At 31.3% G+C, this 22,059-nt stretch carries 12 protein-coding genes; 9 read left to right on the forward strand and 3 right to left on the reverse strand.

Annotated elements, in window-relative coordinates; translation table 11 throughout:
* Positions 1–195 precede the first annotated feature (195 nt).
* The 6 genes from RSC72_RS04230 to RSC72_RS04255 all read left to right on the forward strand — a co-directional run bounded on the left by RSC72_RS04230 (position 196) and on the right by RSC72_RS04255 (position 10,281).
* Positions 196–2,052 (forward strand): glycoside hydrolase family 13 protein, encoded by a 1,857-nt coding sequence (locus tag RSC72_RS04230; RefSeq protein ID WP_332565993.1) that lies wholly within the window; start codon positions 196–198, stop codon positions 2,050–2,052.
* Between the two features lie 420 nt (positions 2,053–2,472).
* Positions 2,473–4,644 (forward strand): glycoside hydrolase family 97 protein, encoded by a 2,172-nt coding sequence (locus RSC72_RS04235; RefSeq protein ID WP_332543518.1) that lies wholly within the window; start codon positions 2,473–2,475, stop codon positions 4,642–4,644.
* A gap of 178 nt (positions 4,645–4,822) precedes the next feature.
* Positions 4,823–6,478, forward strand: coding sequence for an alpha-amylase family glycosyl hydrolase (locus RSC72_RS04240; RefSeq protein WP_332543519.1), 1,656 nt, complete (start codon positions 4,823–4,825; stop codon positions 6,476–6,478).
* 22 nt (positions 6,479–6,500) lie between these two features.
* Positions 6,501–7,886, forward strand: coding sequence for an alpha-amylase family glycosyl hydrolase (locus tag RSC72_RS04245; protein ID WP_332543520.1), 1,386 nt, complete (start codon positions 6,501–6,503; stop codon positions 7,884–7,886).
* A gap of 78 nt (positions 7,887–7,964) precedes the next feature.
* Positions 7,965–8,558 (forward strand): PepSY-like domain-containing protein, encoded by a 594-nt coding sequence (locus tag RSC72_RS04250; protein ID WP_332543521.1) that lies wholly within the window; start codon positions 7,965–7,967, stop codon positions 8,556–8,558.
* Positions 8,559–8,679: 121 nt separating this feature from the next.
* A complete protein-coding gene (locus RSC72_RS04255; protein ID WP_332543522.1) occupies positions 8,680–10,281 on the forward strand; it encodes a class I SAM-dependent methyltransferase in 1,602 nt (533 codons plus the stop codon).
* A 73-nt stretch (positions 10,282–10,354) separates the two neighbouring features.
* Here the strand turns inward: RSC72_RS04255 and RSC72_RS04260 are convergent, their stop codons facing one another.
* Together RSC72_RS04260 and RSC72_RS04265 are read right to left on the reverse strand one after the other, a co-directional pair.
* On the reverse strand, positions 10,355–11,374 hold the full coding sequence (locus tag RSC72_RS04260; protein ID WP_332543523.1) for a hypothetical protein: 1,020 nt from the start codon (positions 11,372–11,374) through the stop codon (positions 10,355–10,357).
* A gap of 214 nt (positions 11,375–11,588) precedes the next feature.
* Complete coding sequence (locus RSC72_RS04265; protein WP_332543524.1) at positions 11,589–14,330, reverse strand: M16 family metallopeptidase; 2,742 nt, start codon at positions 14,328–14,330, stop codon at positions 11,589–11,591.
* Positions 14,331–14,449: 119 nt separating this feature from the next.
* On the opposite strand from RSC72_RS04265, the gene RSC72_RS04270 reads away from it, so the two are divergent.
* From RSC72_RS04270 to RSC72_RS04280, 3 genes are all read left to right on the forward strand, one after another.
* Entirely contained in the window at positions 14,450–16,867 is a 2,418-nt protein-coding gene (locus RSC72_RS04270; RefSeq protein ID WP_332543525.1) for an alpha-ketoacid dehydrogenase subunit alpha/beta, read from the forward strand.
* 142 nt (positions 16,868–17,009) lie between these two features.
* Positions 17,010–19,031 (forward strand): T9SS type A sorting domain-containing protein, encoded by a 2,022-nt coding sequence (locus RSC72_RS04275; RefSeq protein WP_332543526.1) that lies wholly within the window; start codon positions 17,010–17,012, stop codon positions 19,029–19,031.
* Between the two features lie 333 nt (positions 19,032–19,364).
* The gene (locus RSC72_RS04280) at positions 19,365–20,615 is read left to right on the forward strand and encodes a type IX secretion system plug protein (protein WP_442878298.1); all 1,251 of its coding nucleotides are present in this window, start codon (positions 19,365–19,367) and stop codon (positions 20,613–20,615) included.
* 184 nt (positions 20,616–20,799) lie between these two features.
* On the opposite strand, the gene RSC72_RS04285 is transcribed toward RSC72_RS04280, so the two are convergent.
* Complete coding sequence (locus RSC72_RS04285) at positions 20,800–21,909, reverse strand: GEVED domain-containing protein (RefSeq protein WP_332543528.1); 1,110 nt, start codon at positions 21,907–21,909, stop codon at positions 20,800–20,802.
* Positions 21,910–22,059 lie beyond the last annotated feature (150 nt).

Raw genomic sequence — 22,059 nt, forward strand, 5'->3', positions numbered from 1 at the left:
TTCTCGAAACGAAATAAATTTTTAGTCAAATAGATTTACCGCCTTGACTTTTTTGATTCGTTTTTGTGTCAAGACAAAAATGAATGAGAATAAAAATTAAAAAGATTCTTCGATAAACTCAGAATGACAATTTCATTAACGACAATAAAGTAAATGTCATTCCGACGAATGGAGGAATCTAAAAAACACTCACACATGAAAAAAATACTAGTTTTAACATCACTATTATCAACTTTTGCATTTGCACAAATACAAAAAGTAGAACCAATGTTTTGGTGGAAGGGAATGAAAAATCCTGATCTTCAAATTTTGGTTTATGGTAAAAATATTAGTGATTATACAATCGAATTATCAGATGAAATTAAAATAAAAGATATTCAGAAAACTGAAAATCCGAATTATGCTTTTGTTACGATTAATACAAATGATGTAAAAAAAACATCGTTCAAAATCAATCTGAAAAAGAAAAATAAAATTGTTGATTCGTACAATTACGAGTTAAAAGATCGTCAACCAAATTCATCAAATCGTGCCTCTTTTACATCAAAAGATGTGGTGTATTTAATCATGCCAGATCGTTTTGCGAATGGAGATGAAACAAACGATTCTAAAAAAGAATTAGTAGATAAAGCAAATCGTCAACTTTCTGATGGTCGTCATGGAGGAGATTTACGCGGAATTATTAACAATATAGATTATATTCAGAATCTTGGTGCAACATCTATTTGGTTAACGCCAGTTAATGAAGATAACGAAAAACAACATTCCTATCACGGATATGCGCAAACCGATTTATATAAAATTGATGGACGCTACGGAACCAACGAAGATTACCGAGAATTATCGCGTGAGTTGAACAAACGTGGAATGCATCTTATTCAAGATTATGTAACCAATCATTGGGGATTATCGCATTGGTTGATTCAAGATTTACCTTCTAAGGATTGGATTAATCAATTTGCAGATGGAGGCGAAAAAGGTTTCAAACGTTCTAATTATCGTACAACTTCTCAATTTGATCCAAATGTTGCAGAAGTTGATAAAAAAGAAGCTTTGAATGGTTGGTTCGATTTATCGATGCCAGATCTTAATCAAGCAAATCCATTGGTTCTTAATTATCTGACGCAAAATGCAATTTGGTGGATAGAATATGCAGAATTAGGCGGAATGCGAGTGGATACTTATCCATATAACGACAAAGCTGGAATGGCAAAATGGGTAAAATCAATCACAAATGAATATCCAAATTTTAATGTTGTAGGAGAAGCGTGGATGTATTCGTCAGCGCATATTTCGTATTGGCAAAAAGATTCTAAAATTGCAGAAATAGAAAATTACAATTCTAATTTACCTGCAATTATGGATTTTACATTGTTCTCAGAAATGCCAAAAGCCATTACAGAAGAGGAATCTTGGGACAAAGGAATGATAAAATTGTACAATACATTTACAAGTGATTTCTTGTATCCAGATGTCAATAATATGTTTGTGTTCATGGAAAATCATGATACAGAACGTTGGAATCAGATTTTCAAAAATGATCCAAAAGCATACAAATTAGGCTTATCTTTAATAGCAACAGTTCGTGGAATTCCTCAAATTTATTATGGTTCAGAAATCGGAATGAGCGGAGATAAAAGCAAAGGAGATGGAGCGATTCGTCAAGATTTTCCTGGTGGTTGGAAATCGGATAAACAATCTGCTTTTGCAAATGAAGGTAGAACGGTAGAGCAAAAAGAATTTCATGATTTTTCTGCAAAAGTTTTCAATTGGAGAAAAAATAAAGAAGTCGTTCATTCAGGAAAAACGAAACATTATATGCCTCAGAAAAATGTTTACGTTTATTTTAGATACAATGATAACGAATCTGTGATGGTAATTATAAATGCAAATCCAGAAAAACAAACTTTCAAATTAGATCGTTTTGCAGAATCATTAAACGGAATAAATTCTGGAAAAGATATTATTTCAGATAAAATATTACCAATTAATTCTAAAGGAGAAATTTCTATTGACGGAAAATCTTCAATGATTATTGAGCTGAAAAAGTAGTAAGTTTTAAGTAATACCTTTTAAGTTTTTCTGAAAACGTATTTTTTAAAATTGGCATTAAATCTATGACGTAAAGAAAATTTAAGAAGTGAAGAGTAAAAATGATTTAATGGGCGATAGCGAATTTTTAAATCATTCTCGAAACGAAATAAATTTTTAGTCAAATAGATTTACCGCCTTGACTTTTTTGATTCGTTTTTGTGTCAAGATAAAAATGAATGAGATTATAAAAGTTATCCTGAATTCATTTTCAGGATCACATAGAGTAGAGAATGAGAAGCTGAAACAAATTCGGCTCAAGAGAGAATTAAAAGATTCTTCGATAAACTCAGAATGACAATTTTATTAATGACAATATAGTAAATGTCATTCCGACGAATGGAGGAATCTCCCAAATGTAAAAAAACAAAAACAAGAAATATGAAAAACTTTAAGTTTATACTAGGTTTAGGAATCGCGATGATGAACATGGTTTATGGACAAGAGTTAAAATCTCCAAACGGAAATTTCGTGATGGATTTCTCTTTGTCTAAAGACGGAAAGCCAACTTATCAATTACGATACAAAGGAAAAGATGTTGTAAAACCAAGTCATTTGGGATTTGAGTTTAAAACAAAACTCAAAGAAATGGATTTTGCCGTTCAAGATCGTGTAGAAGATGATCGTGCAAAAGATATTGCTAATTTTTTATCAGGTTTTACAATTATTGATACAAAATCAACAAGTTTTGATGAAACATGGAAACCAGTTTGGGGAGAAGTGGACAAAATCAGAAATAATTTTAATGAATTAGCTGTTACAGTTTCTCAACCAAAAACAGATCGTCAAATGATTATTCGTTTCCGAATGTTCAACGATGGTTTAGGATTTCGTTACGAATTTCCAGAGCAAAAAAATCTAAAATATTTTGTTGTAAAAGAAGAACATTCTCAATTTGCAATGGCAGGCGATCACACAGCTTTTTGGATTCCGGGAGATTATGATACGCAAGAATATGATTACACAGAATCTAAATTATCAGAAATAAGAGGTTTGTTTGACAAAGCCTATATTGGAAATGCATCACAAAAAGCATTCTCAAAAACAGGTGTTCAAACAGCGTTGATGATGAAAGCATCAAATGGATTATACATCAATTTACACGAAGCAGCGTTGATTAATTATCCAGCAATGAGTCTTAATCTTGATGATAAAACATTAACATTCGAATCTTGGTTAACGCCAGATGCTTTGGGCGATAAAGGTTATTTACAAGCACCTTTTAATACACCTTGGCGTACCGTAATTGCAAGTGACGATGCGCGCGAAGTGGTAGCGTCTAAAATAACGTATAACTTAAACGAACCATCAAAAATAAAAGATACATCTTGGATAAAACCTGTAAAATACATCGGTGTTTGGTGGGAAATGATTACAGGAAAAAGCTCTTGGGCTTACACAGACGATTTTTCTACAGTAGAATTAGGTGTTTCAGATTATTCGAAAGCAAAACCAAATGGTAAACATGGAGCAAATAATCAACATGTAAAAGAGTATATTGACTTTGCTGCTGCAAATGGTTTCGATGCTGTTTTAGTTGAAGGTTGGAACGAAGGTTGGGAAGATTGGTTCGGAAATCACAAAGATTATGTATTCGATTTTGTAACAGCTTATCCAGATTTTGATGTGGTAGGATTACGCGATTATGCAAAATCTAAAGGTGTAAAAATTATGATGCATCACGAAACTTCTGGTGCTGTTCGCAATTACGAAAGACATTTGGATAAAGCATACAAATTTATGAACGATAACGGCTATACATCTGTAAAAAGTGGATATGTAGGTGATATTGTTCCTCGTGGAGATTATCATTACAGTCAAAATATTATCAATCATTATCAATATGCATTAGAAAAAGCGGCTGAATACAAAATTATGGTTAATGCACACGAAGCAGTTCGTCCAACAGGAATTGCGCGTACATGGCCAAATCTTATCGGAAATGAATCAGCTCGTGGAACAGAATACCAATCTTTTGGTGGATCTAAACCAAACCACGTTACAATTTTACCATTTACACGTCTTTTAGGAGGGCCAATGGATTATACGCCAGGAATTTTTGAAATGGATTTAACAAAACTTAATCCAGATAATCATTCACACGTAAATTCAACATTAGCCAATCAATTAGCATTGTATGTAACGATGTATTCTCCGTTGCAAATGGCAGCAGATATTATCGAGAATTACAAACGTTTTCCAGATGCATTTCAATTCATCAAAGATGTGCCAGTAGATTGGCAAGATTCTAAATATCTTGAAGCAGAACCAGGAAAATATTTAACAGTTGCACGTAAAGACAAAAAATCAAACAATTGGTTTGTTGGAAATGTGAATGGAGATACACCTCGTACAACAAAAATCAAATTAGATTTCTTAGAAAAAGGAAAAAAATACGAAGCAACAATTTATGCTGATGGAAAAGATGCGCATTTCAAAACAAATCCGCAATCATATAAAATTGAAACAAAGAAAGTTGATGCAAAATCTGTGTTAGATTTAACTTCACAAGCTGGAGGAGGATTTGCAATAAGTATCAAAGAAATTAAATAAGTTTTAAGCTTAAAAAGTAGTAAGTTTTAAGTGATACGTTCTAAGTTTTTTCTGAAAACGTAGAACTTAAAACTTTTTTCAAAACTTGTCATTCTGAGCTTGTCGAAGAATCTCATCTGATAAAATGAGAAGCTGAAATAAATTCAGCTTGACAATTAATTAATCATAATTAAAGAGTATGAAAAAAATACTTTTCTCGGTAGGAATAGCTTCAATGTTTTTAACATCTTGTTCTAAAACAGCAACGCAAGCAACACAAATTGTTCATTCGGAAAAACAACCTTTTGTTTGGAATGGAGCAAATGTTTATTTTTTATTGACAGATCGTTTCAATAATGGTAATCCAAAAAATGATATAAATTACGGACGAACTGCCGAAACAGCGAAACTTCGTGGTTTTGAAGGAGGAGATTTCAAAGGAATTAGTCAAAAAATAGATGAAAATTATTTCTCAGATTTAGGAATTAATGCCATTTGGATGACGCCAATTGTAGAGCAAATTCATGGATATGTAGACGAAGGTCAAGGTAAAACATACGGTTTTCACGGCTATTGGACAAAAGATTGGACATCGATTGATAAAAACTGGGGTTCTGAAAAAGAGTTTCAAGAAATGGTTGATAAAGCTCACGCAAAAGGCATTCGTATTATGTTGGACGCGGTAATCAATCATACAGGACCAGTAACCAATTCAGACGGTGTTTTTCCTGCGGATTGGGTACGTGTTTCGCCACAATGTACCTACGATTCGTATAAGACAACGATAGAATGTACGTTAGTCAAAAATCTTCCAGATATTTTAACAGAATCAGAGAAAGATGTCATGTTACCGCCACAATTGTTGGCAAAATGGTCGCAAGAAGGACGATTAGAAAAAGAAGTTGCAGAATTGAATGCATTTTTTGTAAAATACAATCTTCCAAAAGCACCAAAATATTACATCATGAAATGGCTTTCAGATTATATCAGAAAGTATGGCGTTGACGGTTATCGTGTGGATACGGTGAAACATACGGAAGAAGAAGTTTGGAAGAAATTTGCAGAAATTTGTCAAGATGCTTTTGCAGAATATAAAGCCAAAAACCCAACAAAAGTTCTGGATAATAACAAATTTTTCTTGTTAGGAGAAGTGTACAATTATACAATAAATGATGCACAACAATTTCCATTTCCAGATAAAAAAGTCAATTATTATGACAATGGATTTGATGCTTTAATCAATTTCGATTTGCGTTCATCACATAAAGAATCGTATCAAAAATTATTCAATCGATACAATGATATTTTACAAAATGAGATGAATGGTAAAACGGTAATGAGTTACATTACTTCGCATGATGATGGTTCTCCATTCGATAAAAATCGTCAAAATCCTTGGGACGCTGGAATAAGATTGTTGTTAGCACCAGGTATTTCTCAGGTTTATTATGGCGATGAAACGGCTCGTCCACTCGAAGTAGAAGGCGTTGATGGTGATGCAAATTTACGATCTAACATGAATTGGAATGATATAAAATCAAATTCAGAAACGGAATCATTATTAAATCATTTCCAAAAAATAGGTCAATTTCGTCGTAATCATCCTGCTGTAGGAGCTGGTAAACAAACCGATTTACAAAATGATCCGTATGTATTTTTTAGAAAATATGAGAACGATGAGGTAATTATTTCACTTGGATATTCTTCTGAAAAGAAATTAATTAATGTGGTTAATTTATGGAAAGATGGAACAAAAGTGCGAGATTTTTATACAGGAACAAGTGGTGTTGTAAAAAATGGAACAATTGAGATGACTACAAATTCGGATACCGTTTTGTTAGAAAAAATAGATTAGTTTATAGGTTAATAAAAGATTTATGATAAAAAAAATAATTGGTTTAACGATGATGACGACTTTGTTTTTGGCAAGTTGTAACAACAAAAATGAAACAAAATCAGAAGAAGTTAAAACAGAATCAAAAGAACAAGGAATTTTACCTTTTACAGCTGAAATGGCAGAAAGTTCTGTGGTTTATGAAGTAAATGTGCGTCAGTTTTCGCCAGAAGGAACATTCGCCGCAGTTACAAAAGAGATTCCGAATATTAAGAAATTAGGTGTTAAGATTCTTTGGATGATGCCGATTTATCCAATTGGAGAAAAAAATCGCAAAGAGGGTTTAGGATCTTATTATTCGATCAAAGATTATCGTGGAATAAATCCAGAATTTGGAACGGCTGATGATTTCAAGAAATTGGTAGACGAAGCGCACAAAAATGGAATTTATGTCATTATGGATTGGGTTGCAAACCATACAGCTTGGGATCATCCATGGGTAACACAACATCCTGATTGGTACGAAAAAGATAAGAATGGAAAAATGCATTCACCTTATGATTGGACAGATGTTGTTGCGTTAGATTTTAACAATAAGGAAATGCGTAAACAAATGGTTGCGGATATGAAATATTGGTTAGATGATTTCAAAATTGATGGCTTCCGTTGCGATATGGCACACGAAGTTCCAACAGATTTTTGGAACGATGCTAAGCCACAATTAGCTAATGGTCGCGAGATTTTTATGTTAGGAGAAACGGAGAAACCAGATTTGTTAGAAACTGCTTTTGATGCCGCTTATGGTTGGGAAATTCATCATATTATGAATGACATTGCGAACGGAAAGAAAAATGTATCAGCGATTGATGTTTACATGGATTCTATTCCAAAAAAATGGCAAGCCGATGATTATAAATTATTGTTTACATCCAATCACGATGAAAATTCTTGGGCAGGAAGTGAATATGAAAGAATGGGCGATGCAGTAGAAACTTTTGCCGCCTTGACGTATACTTTACCTGGAATTCCGTTGATTTATAATGGACAGGAAGAAGATTTTGATCGTCGATTAAAATTCTTTGTCAAAGATTCTATTACGCGTAATCCGAATGCAAAAATGCGTGGTGTTTACGAAAAATTAGGTGAATTGAAAGTTACAAATGAAGCCTTCAATGGAGCAAAAAAAGCTGCATCTTATGAGCGTCTTAAAACTTCTGATGATAAATCTATTTTAGCTTTTAAACGTAAAAAGAATACGACAGAAGCTTATTTTATTGCGAATTTTACCAAAGCAAATAAAGAAATTACAGTTCCAATAAATGGAGTTTACAAAAACTTTATGAACAATAAAGATGTAACACTTAATACTTCGACAAAATTGAAGTTGAAACCGTGGGAATATCTAATCTTGGTTCAAAAGAAAAAATAATTTAACTATAAAAAGTCGCTCCTTGAGCGACTTTTTTTTGGCATAATGATTGTTGATTATTTTTAAAATCAATGTATTATGAGAAAAATATTTTTTGCAATAGCAACCATAACTTTGGTTAGTTTTTATTCGTGCGAATCGAAGAAAACAGTACAAGAAACGAAGGAAACAACAGAAAAAAAATCTGTTAATCAAGACACATTATCAGCTCAAAAGACAGTAGTAGCAACAAATGGCTATACTGTATTACAAGATAATGGTCAAGAAAAAACGGTTACTTTAGATCATGATGAAACAATTGTCGCATTAACTAATTTTCCTGTGAAGGCACAAGATTTCATTAAACAGAACTTTTCAAATTCGGATATTTATTATTCGATAAAAGAAGTTGATAGAAGTGAAACAAAATATAAAACTCAATTAAAAGACGGAACGAAAATAGAATTTGATGTAAATGGAGATTGGAAAGAAGTGAAAAACGGAATGAATAAACCAATTCCAACAAAATTTTTTCCAGAAAATATATCAAAATATATTCAAACAAATTATCCTAAAATTGATGTAAATAAAATTGAAAAGGATGCAAAAGATAAAGAAATCAAGGTAGAATTAATTCAAAATAATCTTGATTTAAAATTTGATTTGAATGGTAATTTTATCAAACTAGGTTAATTTTTATACGAATAGAAGCCAATCAAATAGATTGGCTTTTTTAGTTGAAATATTTAGTAAATTATTGGGAAAACAATAATGTATAATTCAATATATTTATAATAGAAATAAATCAACCAAAATGGATAAAAAATATTTGAGATCGTTAATTTTTAGACATCTCGACGGACTTGTAACTGCACCCGTTTTGAATACTTTGGCGAGCAAAGGAATTTTACATTACATTGTAGAGCATAAAACAATGATGTTAGATGATTTGACGAAAGAATTTCAGACAAACGAAGGTTATCTTAATGTTGCTTTGCGTGTTTTGGCATCGCAAAATATGTTAGAATATTCGGTTGATAATGAAAAAAATCAAGTAAAAATTCAAACAAATAAATACTCAGATCGAGCTTTTACAAATATTGATATTTATAAAGATTTAGCAACTTTTTTGGCAGAAGATGAAGTTTTAAAACAAATAGATTTTTCGGATGAATTTTGTAAAAAATGGATTAAACTTTTTGATAAATACAAAACGTATTTGATGACAAGTGAAGACGAAGAGTTTGCTGAAAAACCATTGCATTATCAGATTACAAAACATATAGAAGGCGCTTTAGTTGGGCCAATAATTGTAAGAATGGGAATGAGTGGTTTGTTTCATAAATATTTTATGGAGGCATCTTTTAGTGCAGATGAATTTCATAAAAATCCACAAACTTTTGAAAAAGTTCTAGAACGACTAGCCGATTTAGGCTGGTTTACCAAACACGAAAAAAATTATAAATTCACAGAAACAGGCTTATTTTTTGCACGTCGTGCAACTTCGTATGGCGTAACGGTTTCGTATTTGCCAATGTTCTCTAAGTTGAATGATTTATTATTCGGATCACCAACAAAACTACGTGAAATAGCAGACGGTGAAGATGAACAACACGTGAATCGCGAAATGAATGTTTGGGGAAGTGGAGGAGCGCATTCAACCTATTTTAAAGTTGTAGATGAGTTTGTAATTGATATTTTTAATCGTCCGATAGAAGAACAGCCGAAAGGTATTTTGGATATGGGATGTGGAAATGGAGCATTGTTACAGCATTTATATGATGTTATCGAGCGTCAAACTTTACGTGGAAAACATTTGGACGAATATCCGTTGTTTTTGGTTGGAGCAGATTATAACCAAGCAGCGTTAAAAGTAACACGTGCAAATTTGATAAAAAATGATATTTGGGCAAAAGTAATTTGGGGAGATATTGGTGATCCAGATCGTTTGGCGAATGATTTGCGCGAAGATTACGCGATTGAATTAAGTGATTTGTTAAATATCAGAACTTTTTTAGATCATAATCGTATTTGGGAAGATGTTGGTGAAGTAAAAACAGCTAGAATAAGCACTTCTACAGGTGCATTTACGTATAGAGGAAAACGATTATCAAATAATGATGTTGAACAAAATTTATTGAATCATCTGAAAAAATGGGCACCTTATGTAGATAAGTTTGGTTTATTATTGATTGAATTACATACAATAGCACCAGATTTAACAGCGAAAAATTTAGGAAATACACCAGCAACAGCTTATGATGCGACGCATGGTTTCTCGGATCAATATATAGTAGAAGTTGATGTTTTTCATCGTATTTGTAAAGAAACAGGATTGATTCCAGATAATTCATTATTCAAAAAATATCCAAATAACGAATTGGCAACGGTTAGTATTAATTTGTTGAAGAAATAATAAGCTAAATAAGTATAAATGAAAAATCCTCAAGTAAGACTTGAGGATTTTTTTGATTTATATTTTGAATAAATTAGTTCAATGTAATTTTTGCTTGACTAATTTTGAATCCGTTTTCGTAAACATTGAATGTATAAACTCCTTTTTGGAATTCCTCATTTTCCCAATCAAACGTAATATTTTTTGTTTGACCGTTTGTGTAATTAAAACTAATTGCATCAGAATAATTTACTGTTTCTCCCGATCTCAATTCAATTTGACCTCCTTGTGTATTACCGTATTTTCCTAAAGTTCCATCAGGATTATAAATAGCAACATACAATTTTTTGTCACCAGATTCTGTTCTAGAATTACGATCTACATCAAAAGAAACTCTAATTTTATCAATACGTTTTGCACGTGTTTTTTCTACTTCTTTTCCGCTGCTTCTTACTCGTATTCCTTTTATTTGTTGATTAGAAACAGATAAAGTAGAACTTAGTTCGTTTATTTTTCCTTTAGAGATTGCGTTGTCTTTTTGACGTACACTTTTTTCTGTTTCGTAATTATATGTTAACTCTTTATTGTTTTCTTTTAGATTATTGTTATCCGTTGTTAAAGCAGAGTTTTTATTGTTTAAATCTTCTACATTACGAACCAAAATAGCATTTTCTTTTTGTAAACGAGATACTTCTGATTTGTAGTTTCTAACACTACCTTCTAAATCATTAATCATTTTTCTCGCTTTGTTCATTTCCTCCGGAGTCGGATTGTCTTTGTCTAAGATTTGTTGAATATCTTGATTTTTCAACTGAATCATCTTTTCTTTATCTCCTAACAAATTATTGCGATCTTCTATACGAGCTTTATATTGTGTATAGTCATTAAGAATCGAATCATATTGTCTTCTTACTTGGTCTTTTTGACCAGTTTCGTTTTTAAGAATCTGAGAGTTCAAAGATTCATTTTTTTCGAGTGTACTAACTTGATTTGCCTGATAAATATTGTATCCTACACTACCTGCAAGTAATAAACCAACCAAAGCTAAAGGTAATACCAAACCATTTTTCCCTTTGCTCGTCGATTGATTATTGTTATCTCCTAATCCTTCCATCCTGTTTCTTTTTTACGGTTAATTGTTTTTTCTGTGTTTAGCCATAAGAAATTATTATACCAAATTGTTTTTAAAATGTTAAAATGAGGCTTTTTTAACAAATTTTTTTCATTTTCTAGCTTTATTTGAATAATTATACAGAAATTTATTAGGAAAAAGCTATAAAAAAAAGCTTCAGCAATGCTGAAGCTTTTTTATGAGGGCAAAAAATAATTTATTTTTTGTCAAATGTACCTGTATAAACAGAAGTCAATTTATCTAAAGAGATATATTTCTTGAAAACTTCGTTCACTTGATTTACATTAAGAGCATCTACTTTTTTCTCTAATTGATCAAATTCATCAAAGTTGATACCGTTTAATAAGTAATTATTTGATAATCCTAATAACGTTCCATCTGTTCCCAAAGATGTATTTCTACTGTTTTTCCAACTTACGATATTTGTTTTTAGTTCTTCTGCCGTAAAACCATCTTTTATAGCTTTAGCAACTTCTTCTTTCAATGCTTTTTCTACTAAATCTCGTTTTGTAGGATTTAAGAAAGCATAATAAGTCCAGCTCGCAGCATCATTTTTAGGATCATTTGGAATTGAAGTGTACGAACCTGCACCGTAGCTAATTCCTTCTTTTTCGCGTAAACGCATCGGAATACGAGCCGATAAGAAACCTCCACTTCCTAACATTTCATTTGCCATAAGCATTGCTGCATAATCTGCACTTTCTCTATTCATTTTGAAGTTAACAGTACCAACTGCGGCAGCGTTTTCTTTGTCTGGAATATTGTATAGTTTATCTTCTTTTTTAGTCGCAGTAAATGTTGGATATGCTTTTTCATATTTAGATTTACTATTCCATTGTCCAAAAGTATCGTTCAACAATTTTTCTACTTTAGCTTTATCATTTGTACCAACAATAGAAACTACACCATTTTGTGCACCTAAAATATTTTTATAAAAACTAACTAAATCCGCTTGTTTTATTTTCTTTAAATCTTCTTTCAATTCAGGAAAAGATGATGTATAATAAATAGAAGATTTTGGATAATTTGATGTTAAACGTTGAATCTCATTAAATGCCAAAGCTTGTGGATCATTTGTATTTGCGTCTAAATATGTTACATACTCATTTACAGATTTTACTAATTCCGCTTCAGGAAAAGCAGGTTCTGTAATAATTTGACGAACAATATCCATAGTTTTATCTAACGAATTTTTATATGTATTAATGTTTACGGATAAAGTTTGTCCATTAAATCTAAATCCAACAGAAGATTTCAATGCATCTAATTGATCTTTGATTTGTTCTTTTGTTAGATTTTTTGTCCCCGATGTTAATAATTCTGCTGTTAACATACCAATAGCACCTTTGTTGGCTAAATCTTTTTCATTAGAAACTGGTAAGTTGAACGACAAAATAATTTTTTCACCTTTTATTTCTTTGTCAATAATACCATATTTCAATCCATTATTTATTTTTCCTTCAGCAAAATTAGCTTTCAAATTTTTGATTGATGCTTCAAAAGATTTTGCCTCTTTTTCTGCTGCACGACCTTTGTAATTGGAAACTAATTCGGTAATTTGTTTATTTGTAAACTCATTTGGTTTTACACGAGTTTCATCTTTTGTTGGAATAAAAACTCCAACTGTTCTGTTGTTTGCTTTAAAGTATTTTTCGGCAACTCGTTTTATATCCTCTTTTGTTATCTTCTCTATATTATCACGATATAAAAATCCTAAACGATAATCTCCTGCACCAACAATTTCAGTTAAATTAACAGCATAATTAATGGTATTATTTTTATTATTTTCTATTCCTTTTACAATAGTTGCTTTTGCACGTTGTACATCTTGATCTGTAAAATTAATGGTAGAAACTTTATCTAATTCAGTTCGGATATCGTTTTTAACTTGGTCAAGATTTTTATCTTTCGGAATTTCTGTCCCAATGTAGAAGAAACTTGCATCTCTAACCTCTGGACTATATGCCCAAATAGAAGCTACTTTATGCGAATCAACCAAAGCTTTGTATAAATAACCAGAAGGATCTGATGTTAAAATTTGATTTAAAACATCCATTGCCGCATAATCTTTGTCGCTATAAGATGCCACGTGATACATAACACCAACTGATTGGCTATCGCCGGCACGCTTTATTTCAACAAATTTTTCACCATCTTGTGCTGGTTCTACTGTTAATATTTCATCTAAAACACGTGTTGGTTTTGGTATAGAAGCAAAATATTGATTGATGTATTCTACTGTTTTTTTCTCATCAAATTTTCCTGCAATAATTAAAGTCGCATTATCTGGTTGATAATATTTTTCGTAGAATTTTCTTAATTGTGGTGCTTTTACTCGCTCAATATCTTCTTTAGATCCAATTGTAGATTTCCCGTAATTATGCCATAAATATCCTGCAGAAATCACACGTTCCATTAAAACACTTGATGGATTGTTCTCTCCAATTTCAAACTCATTTCGTACAACCGAAAATTCTTTGTCAAGATCTTCTTGTTTTATTGTCGCATTTATCATACGATCTGCTTCCATTTCTAAACTCCAACGTAAATTTTCGTCCGAAGAAGGAAAAATTTCATAATAATTTGTTCTATCGTAATAAGTTGTTCCATTTGCATCTCCACCTTTATCCGACAACATTTTTTTGATGTCTCCAAGATTTTTTGTCGATTTAAATAGCATATGCTCTAATAAATGCGCCATTCCTTTTTCACCATAACCTTCATGTTTAGACCCAACATGATACACAATATTTACAATCATGTTACTTTGAGAAGGATCAGGAATTAATAAAACTTGCATACCATTTGCTAATTTGTATTCCTTTATTCCTTCTACTTGGTTAACCAATGTAGCACCTTGATTTTTTGTTTGAGCCGTGACAATAGTTGTATTTGCAAGTGCAAAAACTAGGCATAGACTCAGTAAAGTTTTTCTCATACGTTAATTTTTAGTGTATTTGTTTATTTGCTATAAACAGTTAATCTTCTAATTAGATGTAAATTCTGTGATTAAGTTACAAATCTTTTGTTAAATTTGTGTTGCAACAAACAAAAGAAATGGAAACAAAAGAGGTAAATAAAATTACTTTCGAAGAATTTAAGAGCCAAATCATTAATGATTATAAGACAGCTTTTATGTCTCGTGAGGTTAGTCTTCTAGGTAGAAGAGAAGTGCTTACAGGAAAAGCAAAATTTGGAATTTTTGGTGATGGAAAAGAGTTACCTCAGATTGCAATGTCACGTGTTTTTAAGAATGGAGACTTTCGTTCGGGATATTACCGCGACCAAACATTTATGTTTGCAATAGGACAATTAACAGTAGAACAGTTTTTTGCACAATTGTATGCATTAACAGATTTAGAAAAAGAGCCAGCTTCGGGTGGACGCCAAATGACTTCTCATTTTGGGACGCGCTCTTTAAATGAAGATGGATCTTGGAAAAAATTAACTGATCAAAAAAATTCAAGTTCAGATATTTCACCAACAGCAGGGCAAATGCCTCGTTTGTTAGGATTAGCACAAGCTTCAAAATATTATCGTAATGTACCACAAGCAGATACGGAACAACAATTCTCTGTAACTGGAAATGAAATTGGTTTCGGAACAATTGGTGATGCGAGTACTTCAGAAGGACATTTTTGGGAAACTATAAATGCAGGTGGAGTTTTACAAGTTCCGATGGTTGTATCTATTTGGGACGATGGTTACGGAATTTCTGTACCAGCTAAATTTCAACGTACAAAATCTAATCTTTCTGAATTATTATCTGGTTTTGAAAGAACTGCAGAAGAAAGAGGTTACGAAATTATCTCAGTAAAAGCATGGGATTATGCAGCTTTGATAGAAGCTTATTCTCGTGCAGAAAATTTTGCACGTGAACATCATATACCATGTATTGTACATGTACAAGAATGTACGCAACCACAAGGTCATTCGACTTCAGGTTCTCATGAACGTTATAAATCTGAAGAGCGTTTAGAGTGGGAAAAAGATTTTGATGGAATTAAAAAATTCCGCGAATATATTTTAGCCTTTGGTGATAACTCCCCAGAATCTATCATTTCTGAAGAAGAATTAGGAGAATTAGAAAATCAAATAAAGAAAGAAGTTAAATCGGCTCAAAAACAATGTTGGGATGATTATTTAAACCCAATTCTTGAGTTGAAAAATAAAGGATTAGCATTATTACAAAATGTAGCAGATGCGAGTTCTAATTCAGCATTTATTACGATTGAAATTAATAATCTTAAATCTAAGAAAACACCTTTCAAACGTGATGTTTATGGAGCAATCCGTAAAGTAATTCGTTTAACAAGAGAAGAAAAAAATACTGCCAAAACAGAATTAATTTCTTGGTTAGACAAACAATTAAAAATAGAAGAAGAAATTTATTCGACAAAGTTAGTTTCTGGTACAGCAACTAATGTTACTCAAGTTGCACCAAATTATCCAGAAAATCCAGAAATGGAAGATGGTCGTGTAATTGTTCGTGATAATTTTGATAAAATTTTCGAGAAATATCCAAAAGCATTAATTTTTGGAGAAGATGCAGGTAATATTGGAGATGTAAATCAAGGTTTAGAAGGTTTACAAGCAAAATATGGAATTGATCGTATTTCGGATACAGGTATTCGCGAAGCAACAATTTTAGGTCAAGGAATTGGTTTAGCAATGCGAGGTTTACGTCCAATTGCAGAAATTCAATATTTAGATTATATCCTTTATTGTTTACAAGGAATTTCTGATGATTTAGCAACAGTTCTTTATCGTTCTAACGGAGGTCAAAAAGCGCCAGTTATTATTCGTACGCGTGGACACCGTCTAGAAGGTGTTTGGCATTCGGGTTCACCAATGGGAGGAATTCTTAATTTGGTACGTGGTGTAAATGTTTTAGTTCCTCGTGATTTAACGAAAGCAGCAGGTTTTTATAATACTTTAATGCAAGCAGATGAGCCTGCAATTGTTGTTGAAAGCTTGAATGGTTATCGTCTAAAAGAACCAATACCAACAAATATTGGAGATTTTACAACACCAATTGGAGAAGTTGAAGTAACAAAAGAAGGAAAAGATATTACGTTGTTAACATACGGATCTACTTGGAGAATTGTTATGGAAGCAGCAAAAGAATTGGAGCAATTAGGTATTTCTGCTGAAGTTATAGATGCACAATCTTTATTACCTTTCGATATTAAAGGAGATGTTGTAAAAAGTTTAGCTAAAACAAATCGTTTACTTATTATTGATGAAGATGTTCCAGGTGGAGCAAGTGCTTTCTTATTACAAGAAATCATCGAAAAACAAGGTGGATATTTTAGTTTAGACAGTGTTCCTACAACACTTACTGCAAAAGCTCACCGTCCTGCGTATGCGACAGACGGAGATTATTTCTCTAAACCATCTGTAGATGATATGGTAGAGAAAGTATATGAAATAATGCATGAAGCAAAACCAACTGTATTTCCTGCAATTTATTAAATAAAAAATATCATATATAATAATGTAAATCCTGTCTTTTTTAGACAGGATTTTTTTATTTAAAATATTTTTTAATAATTTTTTATTTATTTCTAACTAATTGACGTATAATTGAAAAGAATTAACCAATATCACTAAACGTATGAAAAAAATTTTAACATTTGCCATTTCTATGGTACTTGGTGTAACAGCCTATTCTCAAATTTCAGTCAACGAAACTTTCGAAACATCAGCACTTCCATCTGGTTGGTCTTACACACCATCTAGTACTGGTTGGGTATCATCAACAGCTAGTCCATTAAACGGAAATAGATCGCTTAGAAAGTCAATTTCTGCAACAACAGCAGCTCCATCTCCAGTAGTCGAATTTATAACCAAAAATTATACAGAATCTAATGGAAACGAGATTACGGTAGCAATAAAAACAAGAGCACATCGTTTTTCTGACCGTATAATAAATGGACAACTTCAATTTATGTACTCTATAGATAATGGCTCGTCTTGGACTAATTTAGGAGATTTAATTAGCTATAATGAAGCATTTGATACAAGTTTAGATCCTACAACAAAAGGAATAATAACTTCTCAGTTTATTATATCTGCTGATAAAGTTCCTGTAGGATCACAATTTAAATTAAAAGCTAAAACATCGGCAGCGTTGTTATTAGACGGTACTCAAAACAATTTTTATATTTATTTTGATGATCTTGTAATTACACAATCAACAGTTACTTTGCCATCTTGTACAACATTTATAACACCAACAAATAATGCCGAAAATTTTGGTGTAGATCAAAACTTTACTTGGTCGCCAGTTGGTGGTGCCGAAGGTTATCGTATTTATTTAGGAGAACAATCTGGTGTTTATTCAATTTTAGATAATGTTGATTTAGGGAATGTAACATCATATAAATTAACCACAAATCTAAAATCAAATACGCAATATTTTATTAAAGTTGTTCCTTACAATGTATCAGGAAGCGCAGTAAATTGTGAAGAAATTACTTTCAAAACTAAAACAACGCCTATTAATGATGAAGTTGCAGATGCAATATTGTTAACACCATCAAACGATATTTTTTGTGAAGGAGGTTTGAGAGGAACATTTAATAATGCATCCAAATCGATAGAAGAATTAGGTTGCACAACTTCTGCAAATCCCAATAATGATGTATGGTATAAATTTGTAGCAACAGCAAAAAGACATGTAATTACATTAACACCAACAGATGGAAGTGTAAGCGATTTATATTTTACATTATATGAAGGTGAGCCAAATCAACTCATAAAAAAAGAATGTATTGATGAAGAACGAGCTATTTTAGATGATTTAGTTGTAGGAAAAACATATTACATTAGACTATTCACGTATTCTAATAATCTTACAGATTCGGAGTTTGATATTTGTCTTTCGACAGCTTCAGTAGCACCTCAAAATGATGACCAATCCACAGCATTATTAATAGAGAAATTTACTTTTGATCAAAAGTTTGACACATCAGGCTATACAAAAAGATCAAATTTAACAGAAGATGATTTAATTTCTACATGCTCAATGTATGCTGATATTAATTTAGAAGGAATTAATCTTACTACAACAAACGTATCAGATGATGGTGTATGGTTTAAGTTTAAAGGAAACGGAAGTAATTTTTCTGTTCGTACCATTACAGATAATTTTTGGGATGCAAGAATAGATGTTTATAGATCATTAACAGAGCAAGAAAAACAAACCAACCCAACATTTGCTAATTCACTAACATGTGTAGGAACAAAAGGTGCTCAAGTAACAGATTTTACACATACTGTAAACATAGAAAACTCTAATAAAGATGTAATGTACTATGTTAATGTTTCTAATTTTACAAGTGCAACAAAACAGCCAACTGGTATTGTGCAGTTAATTGTTATGACCGATAATTTAGGAACAAATGAACAAAATAAATCACAACTAACAATTTATCCAAATCCAGTTACAGATAAAGTTTTTATCAATTCGGATAAAAAAATCAATCAAATAAAAGTTTTTTCTATTGATGGAAAAGAATTAATAAAAACATCTAATTCAGAAATTAGTTTATCACATCTTATCAAAGGAGTTTATATGATACAAATACAAACAAAAGATGGTAAAATAACTGAACAAAAAATAATTAAAAATTAAATAAAAAAAATATTTATTAGTTACTTGTGGTCGGGAGAAATTCCGACCATTTTATGTTTTAAAAATAGTGTAAGAATACTCTTTGTCGATTTTAAATTAAAATTCGTCAGTTCGAGTGATTTTTAGAAATGACACTTCGATAAACTCAGTACAAGAATGAATAAAAATTGTATCGAGAATAGAATTTTATCATTAGAAACTTCAACTAAAGAAGTAAAATCTAATCAATTTTCTATTTTGTACTAAAAAATAAGATTTTGAGTTATAAAAGGGTATATACTTAACAAAAATACAGCTGTTTTTTTTGTATGTTTACGTAAATAACGAAAAGAAATGAAATTTTATTCGATAATAGTTTGTTTAATTACTTCGATCGTATTTGGACAGTTTCAAGAAATTAAACCACCCAAAAATATTAAAAGTTTGCAAGTTTTTAACCCGCAAACAAATGATAATACACCAATTATCAAGCTAGGTTCAAGCGAATATCTATTGTTTTTGTTTGACGATATAAATGCAGGATACAAACGATACAATTATTCTATAGAACATCGAAATGCGGATTGGTCAGAGTCTAATATTTTTCAATCTGAGTTTTTAACAGGAATGAATAATGATTATGCCAGAACGTATAAAAATTCGTTCAATACCTATCAGAAATATACCAATTATCAAATTCAGTTTCCAAATAATACAATGAATGTTAAACTTTCAGGAAATTATGTTCTGAAAGTCTATTTAGAAAACGATTCTAATCCAATTTTTACGCAACGTTTTGCAATTTATCAACCGATTACAGATGTCGGTGTCACGGTTTCTCGTTACAATAATCCGACGATAAAAGAGTTAAATCAACGTTTGCAAATTCAAGTTGCAAGCGGAACACAAAACTTAACTGAAGTTCCAGATGGAGCGAAGTTATTTTTGATGAAAAATAATAATTGGAACGAAGGTTTATTTGTTGATCGTTCAACTTTTTCGCGTCCAAATCAATTAACCTATAGCGATACAAATATTTTATTTCCAGGTGGTGCAGAATACAATTGGTTTGATAATAAAAATCTCGAAGTTCCGAGTTTAACAACAGAACAAGCTTTCAGAAAAGACAGCGTTTATAACACTATTTTACGAGTAGATATCCCGAAATATAATTTACCTTATGATGATTATCCAGACATTGATGGTAATTTTTACATTAGAAATAACCGTTATGGTAACGAATATGCGGCGAATTCTGAAGCAGATTATGCATGGGTTTATTTTGCATTAGATGCTTTTGAAGATCAGAATGGTTTATATGAGCCTTATGTTGTTGGAGCATTTAATAAATGGGAAATTAACGAAGATTCTAAATTACATAAAGACGAAAATGGACTTTGGGTAACCGAATTATTCTTGAAACAAGGATATTATAACTATCAATATGTTGTTAAAAATACGAAGACAGGGAAAATTGATCCAAGTTATGTGAGCGGAAGTTTTTGGCAAACCGAAAATCAGTATCAAGCATTATTTTACTATCGCCCTTGGGGACAGCGTTATGATGTGTTGATGGGTTATGGTTTTGGAAATTCGAGGAGATAATTTTATACCTTAATTTACTATTATCTATGAATGAAATAATCCATTCAAAAAAAGAAATATAGAGACGTGATAAATCAAGAGTTTTAATACAACAAAATAAGTATTAAATGTATACAAAATTCTGTTTGAGTTCAATCCAAACAGAATTTTGTATTTATAGACTTTTTGATTTTGTATAAAAAATTTATTTTTTAATAATTTTTTTACTTATTTTTTTTCCATCTTTTTGTTTGATATTCAGAATGTAGATACCAGAAGTAAGAAATTTTAAATCGATATTAGTATGAGGCGTTAGTTTTTTTATTATTTGACCATTACTATTAATAATACTGATTTCTGTAACATTAGAAACATCAGAAATATGAAGTACATCAACTACTGGATTTTGCGAAATTTTAATCTCGCTTTCTTTGATGTCCTTTGTGTCTAAATTTGTTACAATATTTACAGTGTAATCTTCAGTTTCTCCATAAGCATCTGCGCCATCACAAGATTTACTCCAAGCTGCATTAGCTTGTGGTGTTGTTGCAAGTCTAATTCTCATTTGATATTCTCCATCTGGAACAGTAGATGGAATGTTGATTGTTTTTGTAACAGTTCCAGCTCCATTATTTTGTTGTCCAACGTAAATAAATTCGTTTTGATCAAACATTAGATTTTTATTAGTATCTATCCACATAGAAACGGATTGTTCATGCCATCCATAACCAACAGAAACACTTAAGTCATAATCTGTTTCTTTTTTTAATGTTATCTTTTTAGTTGTATAGTCTGCATAACCGTTGGTAGAACATTTTGTTGTATTAGAGTAATCAGCTAAAGAAACAGTTGTAATAACAGCACCATTACTGCAATCTAATATTGGCTTACAATATTCTACTGCAGCTTTGTTACAAACTAGTGTTCTATCAAAAGAAGCATCCCAGTCTTCTTTTTCACAATCTGTACCATTCATGTGTGAGTAGTATCTAATAACACTATCCTTTTCAGCAGTCCATTTTAATTTACCAGCACCATGAGCAAGAACTGTTTTTCCCTCTCCATCTGATATTGTAATGTATCCATAAGTTCCACCGTTATAGTTTTTGTTAATAAACTCATATTCGGTTCCTTCTGTAACGTTTATTTTAGAATATTCTGATGTATAAGCGTATTCTACAATTTTATTTTGAAGTCCATTGCAATTTGGTGTAAAGATATAATTAGGATATTCTCCATTATTAGAAGTTAAGCATTGTGCGTTTAAACTCAACGCAGTCCCTAAAATAATCATAGCTGTAAATGTTTTTTTCATATTTTGAAATTTAATTATGCTTAAATATAATTAAATTTAATTATTCAATATTGTGTATACAGATAAATAGTATTGTTTAATTGTAATTAAATCAATTGTTTAATGGTTTGTTAAATCAGTTTTTTTGGTGTTTTTAGACGAAACCAAAAC

Source organism: Algoriella sp., from assembly GCF_036647415.1.
Taxonomy (GTDB): domain Bacteria; phylum Bacteroidota; class Bacteroidia; order Flavobacteriales; family Weeksellaceae; genus Empedobacter.